This window comes from Aeromonas allosaccharophila, assembly GCF_000819685.1.
Taxonomy (GTDB): Bacteria; Pseudomonadota; Gammaproteobacteria; order Enterobacterales; family Aeromonadaceae; genus Aeromonas; species Aeromonas allosaccharophila.
Window position 1 is genome coordinate 1 of record NZ_CDBR01000060.1, and the last position, 18,893, is coordinate 18,893.

The window sequence follows — 18,893 nt, forward strand, 5'->3', positions numbered from 1 at the left end:
TATCATCACCAATCTCTGCCTTGTTGTAGACGTCGTCGCCACCTGCACCTTGCAGTTCAACGGTCGGCGCCGGGGCCGCCACGTTGTCTACGGTGTAGTCTTTGGTGTCGGACTTAGTGGTGCTGTTACCCGCCGCGTCGGTCACTGTAATCTCGGCTTTGACGCTGCTGCCGCCAACCAGTTTGTCGGCGGTGGTGCTGGTGCTAAAGCCCCGCAGGCCGTTGCCCAGAACGACTACCTGGGTGGTCAGCTTGCTGCCGTCGCCCAGCGTCAGAGTCACGGTGTCGCCCACTTTGGCGTCGCCGCTCACGGTGCCGCTCAGGGTGACACTGGCCTTGTCATCCGCCTCGGCCTGGTTCACCACGTTGTCGCCACCCACCACGATCGGGTTCAGGTTGATGCCCAGATCCGGTGCCACGCTGTCAACGCTACCGTCGTCCGTTGCCTTGCCGGTGTTACCCGCCGGATCGGTAACGCTGGCCGTCACCTGATAGCTGCCTTCAGCTAACGGGGTGGTGACATCCACGCTGTAGCTGCCGTCCGGCTGTAGGGTGGTGGTCAGGGTCTGTTGGTTGCCGTTGGCATCGGTCACGACCAGGGTAACGGTACTGCCCGCCGGGGCATCCGTCGTACCGGTAATGGTCGGGGTGGTGTCGTTGGTGTTGTCCGGCGCATCGACCGTGATCACTGGCGCTGTCACATCAACGCTGCCATCGTCGGTCGCGGTGCCAGTGTTGCCGGCCGGATCGGTCACTGTGGCTGTGACGGTATAAGAACCTTCCGCCAATGGGGTGGTGACATCCACGCTGTAGCTGCCGTCCGGCTGTACCGTAGCGGTCAGGGGCTGCTGGTTGCCGTTAGCATCGGTCACGACCAGGGTAACGGTACTGCCCGCCGGGGCATCCGTCGTACCGGTAATGGTCGGGGTGGTGTCGTTGGTGTTGTCCGGCGCATCGACCGTGATCACTGGCGCAGTCACATCGACACTGCCATCGTCGGTCGCACTGCCGGTATTACCCGCAGGATCTGTCACGGTGGCTGTAACGGTATAAGAGCCTTCGGCCAACGGGGTAACCACATCCACGGTGAAGGTACCAGCGGGTGTGACGATAGCGGTCAGGGTTTGTTGATTACCGTTTGCATCTGTGACCAGCAGGGTCACGGTGCTGCCAACGGGAGCATCCGTGGTCCCGGTCAGGGTTGGTGTGGTGTCATTGGTGTTATCTGGCGCAACCACGGAAATGGTGGGCGGCGTCAGGTCAAATACTTCATCTTCGCCAGCAACACCCAGCGGTGGCTCGCCATTGGTGTTGTAGGTGGTATCGAAAGTGGCTTCGGCAATGGTTGCATCACCGGTACGATCGATGGTGACAAAACCGCCGTTACCACTGGACCCGGCAACACCACCAATTCCGCCACCGCCGGCGGCAGGCGCGCCGCCTGCTGCAGAGGCTTCAAAGGCCTGGGTCGGGTCAGCGCCACCCAAGATCGCCTGTTGTAGGGCACTGATATCATCAGGAGTACCTGCAGCGCCGTTTTGCGCCAGCTGGGGAGCATCTCCCTCTTCGGCAGGCTCACTCTGTTCGCTGGCTGGTTGCACAGTGAACGACTGTCCGCCGCCCATGAAACTAGCGCCATCCGGCGACATGATCACCGCCCCTTTCGGCAGCACATCACCTTCAGCCAACAGCTTCCGGCTGCCATCTGCGGCAACCAGATAAATTTGTCCTTTAAGTTGGGTTACGGTTACGCCCTGTTCCAAGGTAACGGCATTGGTGATCATGTTCTCTCCTGAATCCTGATTTGAATGCAATAAGCCACAGCCTACTTTGCAGACTGAGGGGAAAAATAACCAGCTCGAAAATTCGAAAGGATAGACCGATTTGAGGCTGAACTGTTCAGCCAGACAGAAGTGTATAAAACGAGGTTGCAAGAATGGCAAAAACCAAAATTATCAATAAATTACAGAGTAATGACAGGAGCATGACAAAGCATGCTCCCGTCAGGATTAACCCTATACACCCGCCCAGAGGATGATAGCCAGCAGCTGTGGCGAGATGATCCGCAGGAACATCACCAGCGGGTAGACAGTGGCGTATGAGAGCGCACTGGCGCCACTGGTCGGGTGCATGGCGTTGGCAAAGGCCAGCGCGGGAGGGTCTGTCATGGAGCCGGCCAGCAAGCCGCACAGGGTCAGATAGTTCATCTTGCCGTAGAGGCGCGCCAGCACACCGACTACCAGCAGCGGGATCAGGGTGATCGCCATGCCGTAGAGCATCCAGGCCGGGCCATCACCGTTGATCAGGGTATCGACGAAACCGGCTCCGGACTTGAATCCGACCACCGCCAGAAACAGCACGATCCCGATCTCCCGCAGCGCCAGGTTGGCGCTGGGTGGCATGAACCAGTAGAGCTTGCCGATGCTGCCGATCCGCGACAGGATCAGCGCCACCACCAACGGCCCGCCCGCCAGACCCAATTTGAGGGCGGCCGGAAAACCGGGCAGATAGAAGGGGATGGAGCCGAGCAATACGCCAAGGCCAATCCCGATAAATACCGGCAACATCTGCACCTGCTGCAGTTTTTGCTGCACGTTGCCGACCACATTGGTCACCGCTTCGATGGCATCGAGGCGCCCCACCAGGTTGAGGATGTCACCAAACTGCAGGCTGGTCTGACTGGTCGGCACCAGCTCGATACCGGCGCGGTTAAGACGGGAGATCACCACGTCATAGCGCTGTTTGATGTCAAGATCGCGGATCTTCTTGCCAAGTACCTGCTCGTTGGTCACCACCACCCGCTCGACGCGCAGATCGGTGCCACGGGTCGAGAGCGAGGTCTCCACCTCCTCCCCCAATACCAGCAACACCTTGTGCAGCGCGTGACGCTCACCCACCAGGTGCAGCAAGTCACCCAGTTCGATACGGGATTCCGGGCGCGGCACCATCAGCTCGTCGCCCCGTTTGAGCCGTGAACAGATGACATCGGACTCGTCGAGACTCGGGATCTCGCTCAGCATCAGGCCGTGCATGTTGGGATTGCGCACCGCGATGTTGATGGTCTGCAAGCTCTCCTTGGTTTTACCGGTTTGTAGCTCGAACTGGGCGGCTTCATCGTCGATCTTGATGCGAAAGAAGACCCTGACCAGCCACATGGTGAGCAAAATGCCACAGATACCAAACGGATAGGCAACCGCATATCCCATCCCCATCAGGCCGGTAGAACCGGGCGCGGCGCCCAGCTCGGCGAGGATCTGCTGGCCCGCACCGAGGGATGGCGTATTGGTGACGGCACCGGAGAAGACCCCCAGAATGACCGGCAACGGCACATCGAAAAATTGATGCAAGCCAGCAGCCACCACGCAGCCAAGGATGACCAGCAAAGCGGCAAAGGCGTTGAGTTTGAGACCCGAACTGCGCAATGACGAGAAGAAACCCGGCCCGACCTGGATGCCGATGGTATAGACAAACAGGATCAGGCCAAATTCTTGAATAAAGTGAAGCGTTTGTGCATCCAGCGCGAGATCGGAGGCGCCTGCAAAGTGACCCACTATGATGCCGCCGAACAGCACCCCCCCTATTCCCAAGCCAACGCCATAGACTCGCCAGTTTCCCAGCCAGAGTCCTAGCACTGCCACCAGCGACAACATGCTGATGGAAAGCGCGATTTCACTCATTTCGTGCATCCTTTGCGAATTGAACTGGCCCTAGCTTGTCAGCAAACGCTGATGCCAACTGTGTGATACCGCACGAATTTATCCTTTTACGCGCTAAAAATACCAATTAAGGGCTAGTTGCAAGACGTTAGGCGACGTAGCCGTAAATGGCCATAAAGTGACAAACGCTGCCACCCAGCACAAAGAGATGCCAGATGGCGTGGTTATAGGGGATCTGCTTGGCCACATAGAAAATGACCCCGAGGCTGTAGATAAGGCCACCGAGCCCGAGCAGCAGCAGCCCCTCACCGGCCAGATGGATATAGAGCTGATAGATGACCACCAGCGACAGCCAGCCCAACATCAGGTAGGTAAAGAGCGACAGCTTCTTGAAGCGGTTGATAAACACCAGCTTGAACACCACACCAGCCAGCGCCAGGGCCCAGATCACCACCATCAAGCCCTTCGCCAGCGGCGTATCGAGCGCCACCAGCAGGAAGGGGGTATAGGTGCCGGCAATCAGCAGATAGATGGCGCAGTGATCAAACACCTTGCACCAGCGTCTGGCCCGCCCTTCCGCCATGCTGTGATAGAGGGTAGAGGCTAGATAGAGCAGCACCAGACTGCCGCCATAAAGGCTGTAACTCACCAGCGCCTGCGTGCCCTGCCCCCATCCCTTGATGAGCAACAACACCAGCCCGACAATCCCCAGCAACAATCCCGCACCGTGACTCAGCCGGTTTGCCAGCTCCTCTCGGGGGGAGTAATCCATCACACCACTCATAACATCGACTCCACAATAACTGTGGCTCACTCTACCCAGCGCCATTTCAGAGTACAAGTGTTCGCTTAAAAAATGGAGTGGCTGTCACCTGCCCCCCTTTGGTGTATGCTCTGCCGCCGATGCCCGAGACAAACGGCATAGACACCTACCCTGGTGAACTGGTCTGGAGAACCTGATGAAGTTGACTGAGCTGTTTGCACAAGCGGATCCCGCCTTTGGCGAGGCGATGAACACCTTGCTGGAGAGCTTCCACCACTCCGACGACAGTCAGGCCCCCTATCAGCGCGACCTGTTCACCCACCAGCTCGATCAATCCCGCATGCCTGCAGTCGGCCAACCTATCGAGGAGTATCTGGCGCGGCTGGCCACTCTGGTGCCCGGCGCCTCGCACCTCACCTCACCACGCTACATGGGCCACATGACGGCGCCCCTGCCGGCCTATACCGCCGAGCTGTCGCGCCTGCTGGTGATGCTCAACCAGAATCCGATGAAGATGGAGTCCTCCCGCCTGCTCAGCTTTCTGGAGCGGGAGGTGCTGGCCAAGCTGCACCGCCTCATCTATGGCAGGGACGATGCCTTCTACGGCGAGCAGATGCATGCCAAGGATGCCGCCCTCGGCGTCATGACCAGCGGTGGCACCATCGCCAACGTCACGGCACTGTGGCTGGCCCGCAACCGCGCCTGCGGCGACAACCTGTTCACCCTCTATGAGCAGGGCTATCGCGGCGCCGTTATTCTGGGCTCCCGCCTGATGCACTACTCCTTCGACAAGGGGATGGATCTGCTGGGGCTGGGCGCCCGCAGCGTCTGGCGCCTCGAGACCGACGAGCAGAACAGGCTCAGTCTGGCTGCGTTGGAGCGGGCGCTGCTACAGTGCAAGGAACAGAAATTGAAAGTACTGGCATTGGTCGGCGTGGCTGGCAGTACCGACTTTGGCTCCATCGATCCCCTGCCTGAGCTGGCCGCCATAGCCGAGCGCGAGCAGATCCACTTCCACGTGGATGCCGCCTGGGGTGGCCCGACCCTCTTCTCCCCCCGCTATCAAAACCTGCTGGCCGGCATTGAGCGAGCCGATACCGTCACCCTGGATGGCCACAAACAACTGCTGGTGCCGCTCGGTACCGGCATGCTGCTCTGCCGCCAGCCCGACCTGATGATGGCGGTCAAGCGCGAAGCCCCTTACGCCATTCGCGCCACCTCGTTCGATCAGGGGCGCTTTACGCTGGAGGGCACCCGTCCGGCCAACGCCCTCTATCTGGATGCCGCCTTCCAGCTGTTTGGCCAGCAGGGTTACGCCCATCTCATCGAAGCCAACTACGACCGCGCCCGGCTGATGGCAGAGCTCATCGAAAGCGACCCTGCCTTCGAGCTGATGTCGGCGCCGGTGATGAACTTGCTCTCCTACCGCTGCATTCCGCCCCACCTGCAGGGCAAGGTGCTGGACGAAGCGGCCAACGCGCAGATCAACGACTTCAACGTGGCGCTGCAAAAAGCCCAGCGGGCCGAGGGGCACAGCTTTGTCTCCCGCACCCAGCGGGCAGTAGTGCGCTACGGCGCCCAGCCGCTCACCCTGCTGCGCGCCGTGCTGCTTAACCCGCTTATCGAAGAGCGCCACATCCGCGAGCTGCTGGCGGATCAAAAACGGCTGGGCGAGCCCCTTGCCCGCCAGCTATTTGGCTAGCGCCGCGCCAGGGAACTGGACGTAAATTGGGCGGTCTTATTCATTTGCCGTTGCCCATCGGGCAGGTAAACTGGACACAGTTTTGAGATCCATTCTTGAGGGCTACGCGCCAGACATGAAGCAATTTATTGAATTTATTCCACTTATCGTTTTCTTCGCGGTCTACAAGTTTTACGACATCTACATGGCTACCGGCGCACTGGTGGTGGTCACCGGTCTGCAGCTCGCCTATAGCTGGATCCGCTACCGCAAGGTCGAGAAGATGCAGCTCTTTACCTTCCTGCTGGTCGGCTTCTTCGGCGGCCTCACCGTGTTTTTCCACGATGACACCTTCATCAAGTGGAAAGTGACTGTCATCAACGTGCTGTTCGCACTGGGTCTGCTCATCAGCCGCTACGGCTTTGGCAAGAATCTGATCAAACAGATGCTGGCCAAGGAGCTGCAAGCGCCCGATGCAGTCTGGGACAAGGTCAATCTCGGCTGGGTCGGCTTCTTTACCGTCTGTGGCCTGCTCAACCTCTACGTGGCGTTCAACATGCCGCAAGAGATGTGGGTCAACTTCAAGGTGTTCGGCCTGCTGGGGATGACGCTGGTCTTTACCCTGCTGAGCGGCGTCTATCTCTACCGCCACATTCCGGCTGAACAAAAAGAACAGCTGAAAAAATAACCCTCATCAGAAAAGGATCCTCTCATGTGGTATCTCATCTACTCCGAAGATGTCCCCGATAGCCTGCCACTACGCAAGCAGGTTCGCCCTGCCCATCTGGCCCGGCTGCAAGCGCTGCAGGATGAAGGTCGCCTGCTGACTGCCGGCCCCAACCCCGCTATCGATGCCGAGGATCCGGCCGATGCGGGCTTTACCGGCAGCACTGTCATCGCCGAGTTTGCCTCGCTGGCTGACGCCAAAGCCTGGGCCGATGCCGACCCTTATGTGACCGCCGATGTCTACGCCAAGGTCACCATCAAGCCGTTCAAGAAAGTCTTTTAAACCGGCGTCAGATGCAAAGAGGCCGGAACGGGTGTACAACCCGCTCCGGCCTCTTTTTATTGGGCGATATGAGCAATGCTCAGCTCCCCGACAAGGTCACGCCCTGGCGACAAACCAGGGGTTGAGGATATCTGGCTTGTTGTAGGCAAGGGGTGAACCGTCGAGTTGGGTGACGCTCCCTCCAGCCCCCTCCAGCACCGCTTGCGCCGCACCGGTATCCCACTCGCAGGTGGGGGCGAGGCGCGGATAGAGCTCGGCGCCCCCCTCGGCAATGATGCAAAACTTGAGGGAGCTGCCCATGGAGACCAGCTCGATTTCACCAAAAGGAGCCAGAAAATCGAGGGTCTCCTGCGACAGGTGGTTGCGACTGCCCACCACCCGCCACACTTCGCCTTCACGATGAGGCCGGGTCTGGATGGACTCGCGTTTGCCATCGGCGATGCGCCAGGCGCCAAGCCCCTTTCCGCCATACCAGAGCGTGTCCAGCACCGGCGCATAGACCAGCCCCCAACGCGGCGCCCCCGCTTCAATCAGCGCGATATTGACGGTGAACTCGCCATTGCGAGAGACAAACTCCTTGGTGCCATCGAGAGGATCCACCAGCCAGTAGCGTGACCAGCCGTGGCGCGCGGCCATCACCTCGGGGCCAGATTCCTCCGACAGCACAGGGATCTCGGGGGTCAACCGCGCCAACGCCTGCACAATCACCTCATGCGCCCCCTTGTCAGCAGCCGTGAGCGGACTCTCGTCGCTCTTGTACTCCACCGCAAAAGGCTCGCGGTAGATCGCCATGATGGCTGCCCCCGCCGCACGAGCGACAGGTTCCAGATCGGTGATATCGGGGTGGTACAGGGGGTGCTCCATAACAATCTCGTCCAGCTCACAGGGTCAACCAGTGTAACTCTTTTGACATCAACTGCTTATAGCCGATTGTGCTGGGTTATTACGGTGCGGGAGTCGCCAGCCCATTTCGCTTGGGTAAACAGGACCAGAAACAACAAAGGACGCCGTGGCGTCCCTTGTTGTTTTGGCGACCTTTATCAGGCCGCTGACCTATCCAGCGGATCAGATCCCCTGACGGGCTTCCTGCATCAGCAGGCGCATGTCGCTCACGGCCTTGGCCAGACCGTCGAAGGCGGCGCGGCCGATGATGGCGTGGCCGATGTTGAGCTCATAGAGCTCGGGGATGGCGGCGATGGCCTTGACGTTGTGATAATGCAGGCCGTGGCCGGCATTGACCTTCAAACCCTTGCCAGCGGCATAGGAGGCACCGGCGGCGATGCGCTTGAACTCGGCGTTGCGCTCGGCATCTGTGGTGGCATCGGCGTAACGGCCGGTGTGGATCTCGATAAAGGGGGCACCACTCTCGGCGGCCGCATCGATCTGGATGGGATCGGCATCGATAAAGAGCGAAACCTGAGCACCTGCGGCAGAGAGGCGGGCCACGGCGTCGGTCACCTTGGCCAGCTGACCGGCAACATCGAGACCGCCCTCGGTGGTCACTTCGGTGCGCTTCTCCGGCACCAGACAGACGAAGTGGGGCTTGATGCGACAAGCGATGCCGACCATCTCCTCGGTCACTGCCATCTCCAGGTTCATTCTGGTCTGGATGGTCTGGCGCAGGATCTCCACATCACGGTCGGTGATGTGGCGGCGATCTTCACGCAGATGCACGGTAATGCCATCAGCACCAGCCTGCTCGGCAACAAAAGCGGCCTGCACCGGATCCGGATACTGAGTGCCACGGGCGTTACGCAGGGTGGCGATATGGTCGATGTTCACACCCAGATAGATTTCACTCATTGAGAACTCCTTGAAAAGCTTCATCTGTTGACTGCGCGGTCAGCGAATCACCCCGCGCCAATATCCGTATGTCTGTAATCTGTGTCAGCTCGTAGGTTCGATTAGCGCAGCGTAATCGGACGTAGGTAACATTCTTATCGTGCCGGGTAACACCGCAGGACGGTTAACCCAAGCTATTACGGCGTTTTAAAAACAGCTCCCGGCTCTTTAACTGGCGCTTGCCCAGATAGGGTTGCAACGCCAGTCGGCTGAAACGTTTGGCCGCCTGCAGCAAGGGAGGGGTATCGAAACGGCCCTCGGCAAAGGCGAGCAGGTGGGCACCGAGAAACAGGGTACGGGGATCCGGCGCCCGCTCGCAAGCAACAAAGCCCAATTCACGCTCGAAGCCATAGAGCAGGGTCGGCTCGATGGGTGACTCGTCGTCCGCCGTGTATTCGAAATCCACCGCATACCCCAGCGCCTGCAGCAGCAGGAACTCGAAGCGGCGCAGCGGCAGCTCCGGCGTCTCGCCGTCGGCCAGCGCCATGATGGCTCGGGCATAGGCGTCAAATACTTCGGGGAACGGGGTATGCGCTTCCAGCAGGTAATAGACCAGCTCGTTGAGATAGAGGCCGTAGAAGAGGCGGTCGCCGCCGAGGCGCAGGGAGTGATCCGGGCATTCGACTTGGGTGAGGTTCTTGAGATCCCCCTTGCCGCGCCAGGCGATGGTGAGCAGGGTAAAGGGTTGCAGCAGCCCCTTGAGGGGGGAGCGTGGCCCGCGAGAACCGCGAGCCACCAGGGTAAAGCGGCCACTATCCTGGGTGAAGACCTCGACCAGCTGGCTGGTCTCCCGATAGGGCCGACTGTGGATGACGAAAGCCGGGCTCAGCAATCAGTCATCACCATACCCGAGACTACGCAGGGCGCGCTCGTCATCAGCCCAGCCTGACTTGACCTTGACCCACAGCTCGAGGTGCACCTTGTTCTGGAACAGCCGTTCCATGTCGAGGCGCGCTTCGGTGCCGATGGTCTTGATCTTCTCGCCTTTATTGCCGATGACCATCTTCTTCTGGCCATCACGCTCGACCAGGATCAGGCCGTGGATGTGGTAGAGGCCGTTCTCCTCCACCTTGAAGCGTTCGATCTCCACCGTCACAGAGTAAGGCAGCTCCTCACCGGTGAAGCGCATCAGCTTCTCACGGATGATTTCGGAGGCCATGAAACGAGACGAACGGTCGGTCACGTAATCTTCCGGGAAGAAGAAGTTGTTCTCTGGCAGCAGATCCTTGGCCCACTCGCGGATCTTCTCCACATTGGTGCCCTTCTCAGCACTGATGGGCAGGATATGGGCAAAGTTCATCTGCTGGCCCAGCCACTCGAGGTGGGGCAGCAGATCTTCTTTCTCTTTGACGTTGTCGATCTTGTTGACCGCCAGCACCACCGGACACTTGAGATGGCGCAGCTTGCCGAGCACCATCTCGTCATCTTTGGTCCAGTGGGTACCATCGACCATGAACACCACCATGGCCACATCACCCAGCGAACTGGTGGCGGCACGGTTCATCAGGCGGTTGATGGCCCGTTTCTCTTCGATGTGCAGACCCGGGGTATCCACATAGATGGTCTGGTAGTTCTCCTCGGTGTCGATCCCCAAAATCCGGTGACGGGTGGTCTGGGGTTTCTTCGAGGTGATGCTGACCTTCTGGCCAAGCAGCTTGTTGAGCAGGGTGGACTTGCCCACATTCGGGCGGCCCACGATGGCGACAAAGCCGCAATAAGTGGTATCTGTCATGCCAGTGTTTCCAATGCCTGTTGTGTCAAAAGACCGCGCCTTTTCAAATCGGTAGTATCTGTCATGACAGTTTTTCCAATGCTTGCTGCGCTGCGGCCTGTTCGGCCTTGCGGCGGCTGGTGCCGACCCCTTTGATCGGACCATCCAGACCTTCCACGTCACACTGGACGGTGAACTCCTGGTTGTGGGCCTCACCCTTGACGTTGGTCACGGTGTAGGTCGGCAGGGATTTGCGGCTTCCCTGCAAAATTTCTTGCAGACGGGTCTTGGGATCTTTCTGCTCGATGCCGGGCTTGATTTCATCCAGGCGGCTGGCGTACCAGCTCAGCAGCAGCGTCCGCACCGTCTCAAGATTGGTATCCAGATAGACGGCACCGATCACCGCCTCGACCGTGTCGGCCAGAATGGATTCGCGGCGAAAACCGCCGCTCTTGAGTTCGCCGGGACCGAGGATCAGGTGATCCCCAAGGTCAAACTCCCGGCCCAGTTCGGCCAGGGTCTTCTCACGCACCAGAGTGGCGCGCATCCGGCTGAGATCCCCTTCCGCCGCTTGCGGGAAGCGGTGGAACAGGTCATCGGCAATCACCAGACTCAAAATGGAGTCACCCAGAAATTCCAGTCGCTCATTGTGACGGGAACCGGCGCTGCGGTGAGTCAGCGCCCGGGTCAGCAGTTCCTGATCCTGAAAGACATGCCCGAGACGGGACTGCAGTCTGTTCATCTTGATATTCATTTACTTGATTCCGCCAATGCGGTTGAAGCGCACACCTGTCGGTACCCAACTTGGCAGCAGGGAGCCTTCTTCGCGCTCGAATTCAAAACTTATCCAGATAGCGACCGCCTTGCCGACCAGATTCTGCTCGGGCACAAAGCCCCAGAAACGGCTGTCGGTGCTGTTGTCGCGGTTATCGCCCATCACGAAATACTGGCCTTCCGGTACCACCCACTCGTCGGGGTAGGTGCCGGGCTGGCGATAGTAACGACCAACCATGTCGGGCATCAGCGGATTGCGCAGGGTCTCGTGGGAGACATCACCCAACTGCTCGGTATAGCGGTCAAGGGGGATCCCCATCTGGGTAAATTCGCCTCTTTGTTCAAACTTGACGTCGAGCTTCTTGAAGCCCGGGCACGTTTTCCCTTCCTGCTCCTCGCACTTGGGCCGAATCATCAGCTCCTTGTTGCGATAGATGACCCGATCACCCGGCATGCCGACCACCCGCTTGATGTAGTCAACGCGCGGTTCAAGGGGATACTTGAACACCACCACGTCGCCACGCTGGGGCTCGCCGGTCTCGAGGAACTTGGTGTTGGTCACCGGGTCCCGCAGACCGTAGGCAAATTTTTCCACCAGGATGAAGTCGCCCACCAGCAGGGTGGGCATCATGGAGCCTGACGGGATCTGGAACGGTTCAAAGATGAACGAACGCAGGATCAGCACAAAGGTGATGACCGGGAAGACCCCGGCGGTCTGTTCAATCCAGACCGGCACGGGAGCAACCTTGGCCAGGGTCTTCTCATCCAGGTGGGCACCGCCATGGGCACGAGCCACGGCAATCTTGGCGGCGCGCTGCTTGGACCAAATCATCTTGTCCAGACACCAGATAATACCGGTGATCGCGCAGACCACCACCAGGATCAGGGAAAACGTGCTTGCCATCTATTATTAGTCCTTTCCGACGTGGAGAATCGCGAGGAAGGCTTCCTGCGGCACGTCTACACGGCCGACAGACTTCATCCGCTTCTTACCTTCTTTCTGCTTGTTCAGCAGCTTTTTCTTCCGGCTCACGTCACCACCGTAGCACTTGGCGGTCACGTCTTTACGCAGCGCCTTGACGGTACTGCGGGCGATGATCTGGTTGCCAATGGAGGCCTGAATAGCGATGTCGAACATCTGACGCGGGATCAGCTCGCGCATCTTCTCAACCACCTGGCGACCGCGATACTGGGCGTTCTCCTTGTGGGTGATGATGGCCAGCGCATCGACGCGCTCACCGTTGATCATGATGTCCAGACGGACCATGTCAGAGGTTTCGAAGCGCTTGAAGCCGTAATCCAGCGAGGCGTAACCGCGACTGGTGGATTTCAGGCGGTCGAAGAAGTCCAGCACCACTTCTGCCATCGGGATTTCATAGGTCAGTGCCACCTGCTTGCCGTGATAGACCATGTTGGTCTGCACGCCACGCTTCTCGATACAGAGGGTGATCACGTTGCCCATGTACTCCTGCGGCAGCAGGATATGGCACTCGGCGATCGGCTCACGCATCTCTTTGATATTATTGACCGCAGGCATCGCTGCCGGGCTATCGATGTGGATAGTCTCGCCGTTGTTCAGCTCGATTTCATAGACCACGGTCGGCGCCGTGGTGATCAGATCCAGATCGTATTCCCGCTCCAGACGCTCCTGAATGATCTCCATGTGCAGCATGCCAAGGAAGCCACAACGGAAGCCGAAGCCCAGCGCAGTGGAGCTCTCCGGTTCGAAGAACAGGGAGGCATCGTTGAGCGACAGCTTGTCGAGGGCGTCACGGAACGACTCGTAGTCATCGCTGGAGATGGGGAACAGACCGGCATAAACCTGCGGCTTCACCTTCTTGAAACCGGCCAGCGCCTTGTCGGCACCGTTCTTGGCCTGGGTCAGGGTATCGCCCACCGGCGCGCCGTGGATGTCCTTGATACCGCAGACAACCCAACCTACCTCGCCGCAACCCAGACCCTGGGTATCCACCTGCTTGGGCGTGAAGATACCGATACGATCGACACCCCATACCTGGCCGGTGCTCATCACTTTGATCTTGTCGTTCTTCTTCAGCGAACCGTTCTTGACCCGCACCAGCGAAACAACGCCCAGATAGGAGTCGAACCAGGAGTCGATGATCAACGCCTGCAGCGGGGCATCCGGATCACCTTCCGGAGCCGGGATGCGGGCAACGATCTCTTCCAGCACCAGATCGACACCGAGGCCGGTCTTGGCGGAGCAACGTACCGCATCCATCGCATCGATGCCGACGATGTCTTCGATCTCCTCGGCAACCCGCTCGGGCTCTGCCGCAGGCAAGTCAATCTTGTTCAGCACCGGCACCACTTCCAGCTCCATTTCCATGGCGGTGTAGCAGTTGGCCAGAGTCTGTGCCTCAACCCCCTGGCCGGCATCCACCACCAGCAGCGCCCCTTCACAGGCCGCCAAAGAGCGGGAGACCTCGTAGGAGAAATCCACATGGCCCGGGGTGTCGATAAAGTTCAGCTGGTAGGTGTTACCGTCTTGTGCCTGGTAGTTCAGGGTCACACTCTGTGCTTTGATGGTAATGCCGCGCTCGCGCTCCAGATCCATGGAGTCAAGCACCTGAGCCTGCATCTCGCGGTCGGACAAGCCACCGCAAGTCTGGATCAGACGGTCCGACAGGGTCGATTTACCGTGGTCGATGTGCGCAATAATCGAAAAGTTACGAATGTGTTTCATCGAGCAAGAGTCACTCAAAATTGGTTAAGGTCAGTTATGGAGGCGCGATTTTACTGGATAACCCGGCTGACGGCCATTCTTTAGTCGCCAGCGCCAGTGAAATAGCGCCTGTTCGGTCAGGGGAGGATGCGGACAGGAACCACCACGCCAAGCATCTGCGGGCCGTAGCGCCCCTGATCCAGGCGGTTGGAAAAGTAACGAACCAGTAAAAAGCCCAGCAGGCCCCCCAGCAGGCAGCAGAGTATGGTAATCCCCTCCCCGCCGGAGAGCAGCGGCGCCAGCCAGAGCTGCCCCAACAGGGCCCCCACCAGCAGGCAGAACAGCGGCAGCACATAGACCAGCGCCGCCCCGCGCAACAGACTCGCCTGCGGGATGCCGAGCCTCACTTGTTGGCCAATCCGCACTTCGGCGGTCAGCCTGACCCGCAAGCGGGGGGATTTCAGGGGAAATGCCTTGGCCACTGTGCCGGTACCGCAACTGGATTGCTGCTGGCAGCCACTACAGGCGGAGCGACGTTCACACTCCACCCAGGCATGGTCACCCTCAATGGCCACCACGGTCGCCAGCTCTTCACTCATCTCGTTCACGGCAACACCTCGTGCTCATGCAATGGCAGGATCTGAACACGACTTGCAGTCTGCGGCAAGCTGGGCACCACTGTCAGCCCAGAGCATGGACTCACTGCACGGCCTCGTTGCGAGCCAGCGGCTGGACCGACTCGGCGATGCGCTTGGCGGTCTCGGCCGGCACTTCCCCGACCACGGTGATCTCGACGCCCACTTCGTTGACATAGCTCACCAGCGAGGTCGCGCCCTGGCGGATCAGCTGCTGGCGCACCGCCTGCTTGGGATCCACCCGGGAGACATAGACAGAGAGATCCACCAGCCCATCGGAGAGCATCATGTAATCCACCGGCATACTGGTGGTCACCAGCTGGTGCCGGTCTTGCGACAGCACCTTGAAGCCATCGGGCAGCCAGGTGATCTGCCAGTTCAGCGCCTGCTGCGGCGCCGGATAGGCATCCTCCAGCGCCAGCGCAGGAGGCTGCTTGCTGTTGGCCAGCTTCACCAGCCAGGGGGCCGGTTTGCTCTGCAGATCCAGCTCGACGCCGAGCACCTGCTCCACCAGATTGCCTTCCCGCTCGACCATGTCGATCCGCAGCAACAAGTGGCTCTGCTCGTCAATCCAGAGCACGAAACCATATTTGTCGGCCTCTTTAGGCACCAACCTCACCACCTGCGCCACCACACCGGCGACCCGGCTGCGACCGGCCAGCACAGGATCATAGCTCTCCAGCACCTGCGCCAGCGGCATCTTCACCAGGGTCGACCAGATGCCGGGGAAGCGGGCATCCTTCAGGGTGTAGGGATCGTGGCTGTTTTCAAAGAAGGTGTATTCGTTCTGGCGCTGGAGATACTCGATCGCCTTGCCATCGAGGTAACTGAGGTGGGCCACTTCCTTGCCGTTGATCACGGCGTGGCTGATCCGGATCGGTTCAAGGCGCCCCTGACGGGCCTTGACCATGGACAACTCGAAATTCTGTTGCTGCACGGCACTCTGCATCTGCTGCAACAAGGCCTCGGCCGACTTATCGTCGGCCGAGGCCTTGGCACTGATCAGCAGGAGAGAGGCCAGCAAAATACGGCTGGACTGGCGCACGTTTGTATCCCTGACAATTCGTTATTGTTGGATCTGTCTGTCTTGCAACAGGCGCTGCTGCAACTGGTGGTCACGCAGGAAGGCGTTGATCCGCTCCCGCTGCTCCTGCATCTGCTGTTCGGTCAGCCCTTGCTGACGGGCACGGGCGCCATCCTGTTGCGGATAGTGAACACTCACAGGCGCCGCACTGCCACCGATAGGAATGGTATTGAGCACCGGATTGGCCGGTACGCCATCCTGTCCCTGATACTGCTGCACACCGAAGATGACGGCAGCGGCCACGGATGCCGCAATGGCATATTGACCCAGTTGCTGACCGACACGGCGGAACAACGGAACCACATTGGAATCTGTCTTGACCGGTGCAACGACAGGTTGCAGCACAGGCGGAACCTCAACCGGCTTGGGTGCCAGTATGGTGGGCTCATCCTCCAGCGCAGCCATGATGCTGTCACTGAGATCCAGTTGCAGATTGACCGGCAGGTCACCCCGCATGGCATCGCCGATCAGGTGGTAACGACCCCAGGTATCTTGCAAGTCGGAGTCCATCTCCAGCTCGTTCAGTACCTCTGCGTCAATCAGGTCACCATCCATCAGGGCAGAGATTTGCTCTTTATTTGCCATAAGTTAACCCGTCTTTCCCCAGTTAATTCTCGATCAGAGGTTGCAGCTTTTTATCGATTGCTTCCCTCGCCCGGAAGATACGGGATCTGACCGTACCCACTGGGCAATCCATGATTTCGGCAATCTCTTCGTAGCTCAGCCCTTCCAGTTCGCGAAGGGTGATAGCTGTCCTCAGGTCTTCCGGCAATGCCTCTATGGCTGAAAACACCGTGCGCTTGATCTCGTCAGTCAGCGCCAGGTTTTCGGGTGTTGAGACCTCTTGCAAGGCTTCGCCACCACCATAAGACTCCGCTTCGTCAGCCTCCACATCACTGCTGGGCGGCCTGCGCCCCTGGGAGGTCAGATAATTCTTCGCCGTGTTCACGGCAATTCGGTACAACCAGGTATAAAAAGCACTTTCGCCACGGAATGTCGGCAATGCACGGTAGGCTTTTATGAAGGCCTCTTGCGCCACATCGGGCACATCACCGGGATTGTTGACATACCTGGCAACCAAGTTGACCACCTTTTGCTGGTATTTTTTTACCAACAGGTTGAAAGCTGCTTTATCGCCGCGCTGGACCCGTTCAACCAGCTGTTCGTCCAGTAGATTCTGGTCGCTCATCAGAGCCGTAAAACCCCCATCAGGTTATCGTTCTTCTTTTCCGGCCCTTCCTAAGCGCACAAGTTCAGACAGGGAGAATCAGAGAAAGTTCGCTTCAATTGAAAAAAATGTGATGCAGGCTGCATCCTCGCCCTCGCTTGGGCTACCATGGTGCCAGTTCTTAATCCAGGCTAATGATACTTATGAAAGCAAGTGTTGAATACCTTTGCGATGTACTGATCATTGGCAGCGGTGCCGCTGGTCTGTCCCTCGCGTTGCGATTGGCAGACCACGCCAAAGTCCTGGTTCTGAGCAAGGGGCCCATCAGTGAAGGGGCCACTTTCTATGCGCAAGGAGGCATCGCTGCCGTTTTCGACGAAACCGACAGCATCGAATCCCACGTGAGCGACACGCTCAACGCGGGCGCCGGGTTGTGTGACCCGGCAGTGGTGGAGTTCACCGCTCGCCACGCCCGCGAGTCCATCCAGTGGCTCATTCAGCAAGGGGTCCCCTTCGATCAGGAGGAGAACGCCGATGGTGAATCCCACTATCACCTGACTCGCGAAGGGGGCCACAGCCATCGCCGCATATTCCACGCGGCCGACGCCACCGGCAAGGCGGTGCAGCTCACCCTGATCGATCAGGTACATGACCACCCCAATATCCAGCTGATGGAGCGCTTCAACGCGGTCGACCTCATCACCACCCGCAAGCTCAATCTGCCGGGCAACAAGGTGCTGGGTGCCTACGTCTGGAACCGCAACGCCGAGCAGGTCGAGGTGATCCGCGCCCGTTTCGTGGCACTGGCCACCGGTGGCGCCTCCAAGGTCTACCAGTACACCTCAAATCCGGATGTGAGCTCTGGCGATGGTATCGCTATGGCGTGGCGGGCCGGTTGTCGGGTGGCGAACCTGGAGTTCAACCAGTTCCACCCCACCAGCCTGTTCCACCCGGATGATCCCAACTTCCTGCTGACCGAAGCACTGCGTGGCGAGGGGGCCTATCTGCGCCGCCCGGACGGCAGCCGCTTTATGCCGGAGTTTGACGAGCGGGCCGAGCTGGCGCCACGGGATATCGTCGCCCGCGCCATAGACCACGAGATGAAGCGGCTCGGGGCGGATTGCATGTATCTGGATATCAGCCACAAACCGGCCGATTTCATCATCAAGCACTTCCCGACCATTTATGAGCGCTGCCTCGCGGTCGGCATCGACATCACCAAAGAGCCAATGCCCATCGTGCCTGCCGCCCACTACACCTGTGGCGGCGTGATGATCGACAACAACGGCCAGACCGATATTCCCGGCCTCTACGCCATCGGCGAAGTGACCTATACCGGTCTGCACGGCGCCAACCGGATGGCCTCCAACTCCCTGCTGGAATGCGTTGTCTATGCCCATCAGGCGGGGGCTGACATTCTGGCCAAGCTGCCGATGAGCGTGGAGCCGCCGCACCTGCCGGTATGGGACGAGAGCAAGGTGGAAGATTCTGACGAACTGGTGGTGATCCAGCACAACTGGCACGAGCTGCGGTTGATGATGTGGGACTATGTGGGAATCGTGCGTACCAACAAACGCCTGGCCCGTGCCAAGCGCCGCATCGACCTGCTCAAGCAGGAGGTGCAGGAGTACTACGCCAACTTCCGCGTCTCCAACAACCTGCTGGAGCTGCGCAACCTGCTGCAGGTGGCCGAGCTTATCGTCAACTGCGCCCTGCAGCGCAAGGAGTCCCGCGGCCTGCACTACAACCTGGATCATCCGGATATGCTGCCGGACTCCAAACCGACCGTGCTGACCCCGGAGCGGGATTAATCCCCTTCCCGCCAAGCATTACAGCAATCAGTGACCCCGCCCCGGCGGGGTCACTTTTTTCAGCCTGTTTTTTCAGC

General features: G+C 59.3%; 18 protein-coding genes. 4 read left to right on the forward strand and 14 right to left on the reverse strand.

Annotated elements, in window-relative coordinates; genetic code table 11:
* The 3 genes from BN1115_RS11310 to trhA all read right to left on the reverse strand — a co-directional run.
* The coding region (locus BN1115_RS11310) for a retention module-containing protein (protein ID WP_042657242.1) at positions 1–1,783 on the reverse strand (1,783 nt) is incomplete at its 3' end.
* A gap of 231 nt (positions 1,784–2,014) precedes the next feature.
* Positions 2,015–3,676 (reverse strand): putative transporter, encoded by a 1,662-nt coding sequence (locus BN1115_RS11315; protein WP_021229463.1) that lies wholly within the window; start codon positions 3,674–3,676, stop codon positions 2,015–2,017.
* Between the two features lie 127 nt (positions 3,677–3,803).
* Complete coding sequence (gene trhA / locus BN1115_RS11320; RefSeq protein ID WP_005335337.1) at positions 3,804–4,439, reverse strand: PAQR family membrane homeostasis protein TrhA; 636 nt, start codon at positions 4,437–4,439, stop codon at positions 3,804–3,806.
* A gap of 175 nt (positions 4,440–4,614) precedes the next feature.
* Between trhA and BN1115_RS11325 the strand changes: the two genes are divergently transcribed.
* The 3 genes from BN1115_RS11325 (at position 4,615) to BN1115_RS11335 (ending at position 7,108) form a co-directional block, all read left to right on the forward strand.
* The gene (locus tag BN1115_RS11325) at positions 4,615–6,120 is read left to right on the forward strand and encodes an aminotransferase class V-fold PLP-dependent enzyme (protein ID WP_042657243.1); all 1,506 of its coding nucleotides are present in this window, start codon (positions 4,615–4,617) and stop codon (positions 6,118–6,120) included.
* Between the two features lie 115 nt (positions 6,121–6,235).
* Entirely contained in the window at positions 6,236–6,787 is a 552-nt protein-coding gene (locus tag BN1115_RS11330) for a septation protein A (RefSeq protein ID WP_042657244.1), read from the forward strand.
* 24 nt (positions 6,788–6,811) lie between these two features.
* On the forward strand, positions 6,812–7,108 hold the full coding sequence (locus BN1115_RS11335; protein WP_042657245.1) for a YciI family protein: 297 nt from the start codon (positions 6,812–6,814) through the stop codon (positions 7,106–7,108).
* 96 nt (positions 7,109–7,204) lie between these two features.
* Here the strand turns inward: BN1115_RS11335 and cysQ are convergent, their stop codons facing one another.
* The 11 genes from cysQ to rpoE all read right to left on the reverse strand — a co-directional run bounded on the left by cysQ (position 7,205) and on the right by rpoE (position 17,026).
* On the reverse strand, positions 7,205–7,972 hold the full coding sequence (gene cysQ, locus BN1115_RS11340; protein WP_128821669.1) for a 3'(2'),5'-bisphosphate nucleotidase CysQ: 768 nt from the start codon (positions 7,970–7,972) through the stop codon (positions 7,205–7,207).
* A 201-nt stretch (positions 7,973–8,173) separates the two neighbouring features.
* Positions 8,174–8,911 carry a pyridoxine 5'-phosphate synthase gene (gene pdxJ, locus BN1115_RS11345; RefSeq protein WP_042657246.1) on the reverse strand — a complete coding sequence of 246 codons (738 nt, stop codon included), beginning with the start codon at positions 8,909–8,911 and terminating at the stop codon, positions 8,174–8,176.
* A gap of 163 nt (positions 8,912–9,074) precedes the next feature.
* Entirely contained in the window at positions 9,075–9,782 is a 708-nt protein-coding gene (gene recO, locus BN1115_RS11350; RefSeq protein WP_033136291.1) for a DNA repair protein RecO, read from the reverse strand.
* Positions 9,783–10,682 carry a GTPase Era gene (gene era, locus BN1115_RS11355; RefSeq protein ID WP_042062104.1) on the reverse strand — a complete coding sequence of 300 codons (900 nt, stop codon included), beginning with the start codon at positions 10,680–10,682 and terminating at the stop codon, positions 9,783–9,785.
* A 61-nt stretch (positions 10,683–10,743) separates the two neighbouring features.
* Positions 10,744–11,415, reverse strand: a complete 672-nt coding sequence (rnc, locus tag BN1115_RS11360; RefSeq protein WP_042062103.1) for a ribonuclease III — start codon at positions 11,413–11,415, stop codon at positions 10,744–10,746.
* Positions 11,416–12,339: a signal peptidase I gene (gene lepB / locus BN1115_RS11365; RefSeq protein WP_042062102.1), complete on the reverse strand. Its 924-nt coding sequence runs from the start codon at positions 12,337–12,339 to the stop codon at positions 11,416–11,418.
* Positions 12,340–12,345: 6 nt separating this feature from the next.
* The gene (gene lepA / locus BN1115_RS11370) at positions 12,346–14,139 is read right to left on the reverse strand and encodes a translation elongation factor 4 (RefSeq protein ID WP_042062101.1); all 1,794 of its coding nucleotides are present in this window, start codon (positions 14,137–14,139) and stop codon (positions 12,346–12,348) included.
* Positions 14,140–14,255: 116 nt separating this feature from the next.
* A complete protein-coding gene (locus BN1115_RS11375; RefSeq protein ID WP_042657247.1) occupies positions 14,256–14,717 on the reverse strand; it encodes a SoxR reducing system RseC family protein in 462 nt (153 codons plus the stop codon).
* A 100-nt stretch (positions 14,718–14,817) separates the two neighbouring features.
* A complete protein-coding gene (locus BN1115_RS11380) occupies positions 14,818–15,798 on the reverse strand; it encodes a MucB/RseB C-terminal domain-containing protein (RefSeq protein ID WP_042657248.1) in 981 nt (326 codons plus the stop codon).
* A 21-nt stretch (positions 15,799–15,819) separates the two neighbouring features.
* Entirely contained in the window at positions 15,820–16,422 is a 603-nt protein-coding gene (locus BN1115_RS11385; protein WP_042657249.1) for a sigma-E factor negative regulatory protein, read from the reverse strand.
* Positions 16,423–16,444: 22 nt separating this feature from the next.
* Complete coding sequence (gene rpoE / locus BN1115_RS11390; protein ID WP_042062096.1) at positions 16,445–17,026, reverse strand: RNA polymerase sigma factor RpoE; 582 nt, start codon at positions 17,024–17,026, stop codon at positions 16,445–16,447.
* Between the two features lie 182 nt (positions 17,027–17,208).
* Here rpoE and nadB point away from each other — a divergent pair, with 182 nt between their 5' ends.
* Entirely contained in the window at positions 17,209–18,816 is a 1,608-nt protein-coding gene (nadB, locus tag BN1115_RS11395; RefSeq protein WP_042657250.1) for an L-aspartate oxidase, read from the forward strand.
* Positions 18,817–18,893 lie beyond the last annotated feature (77 nt).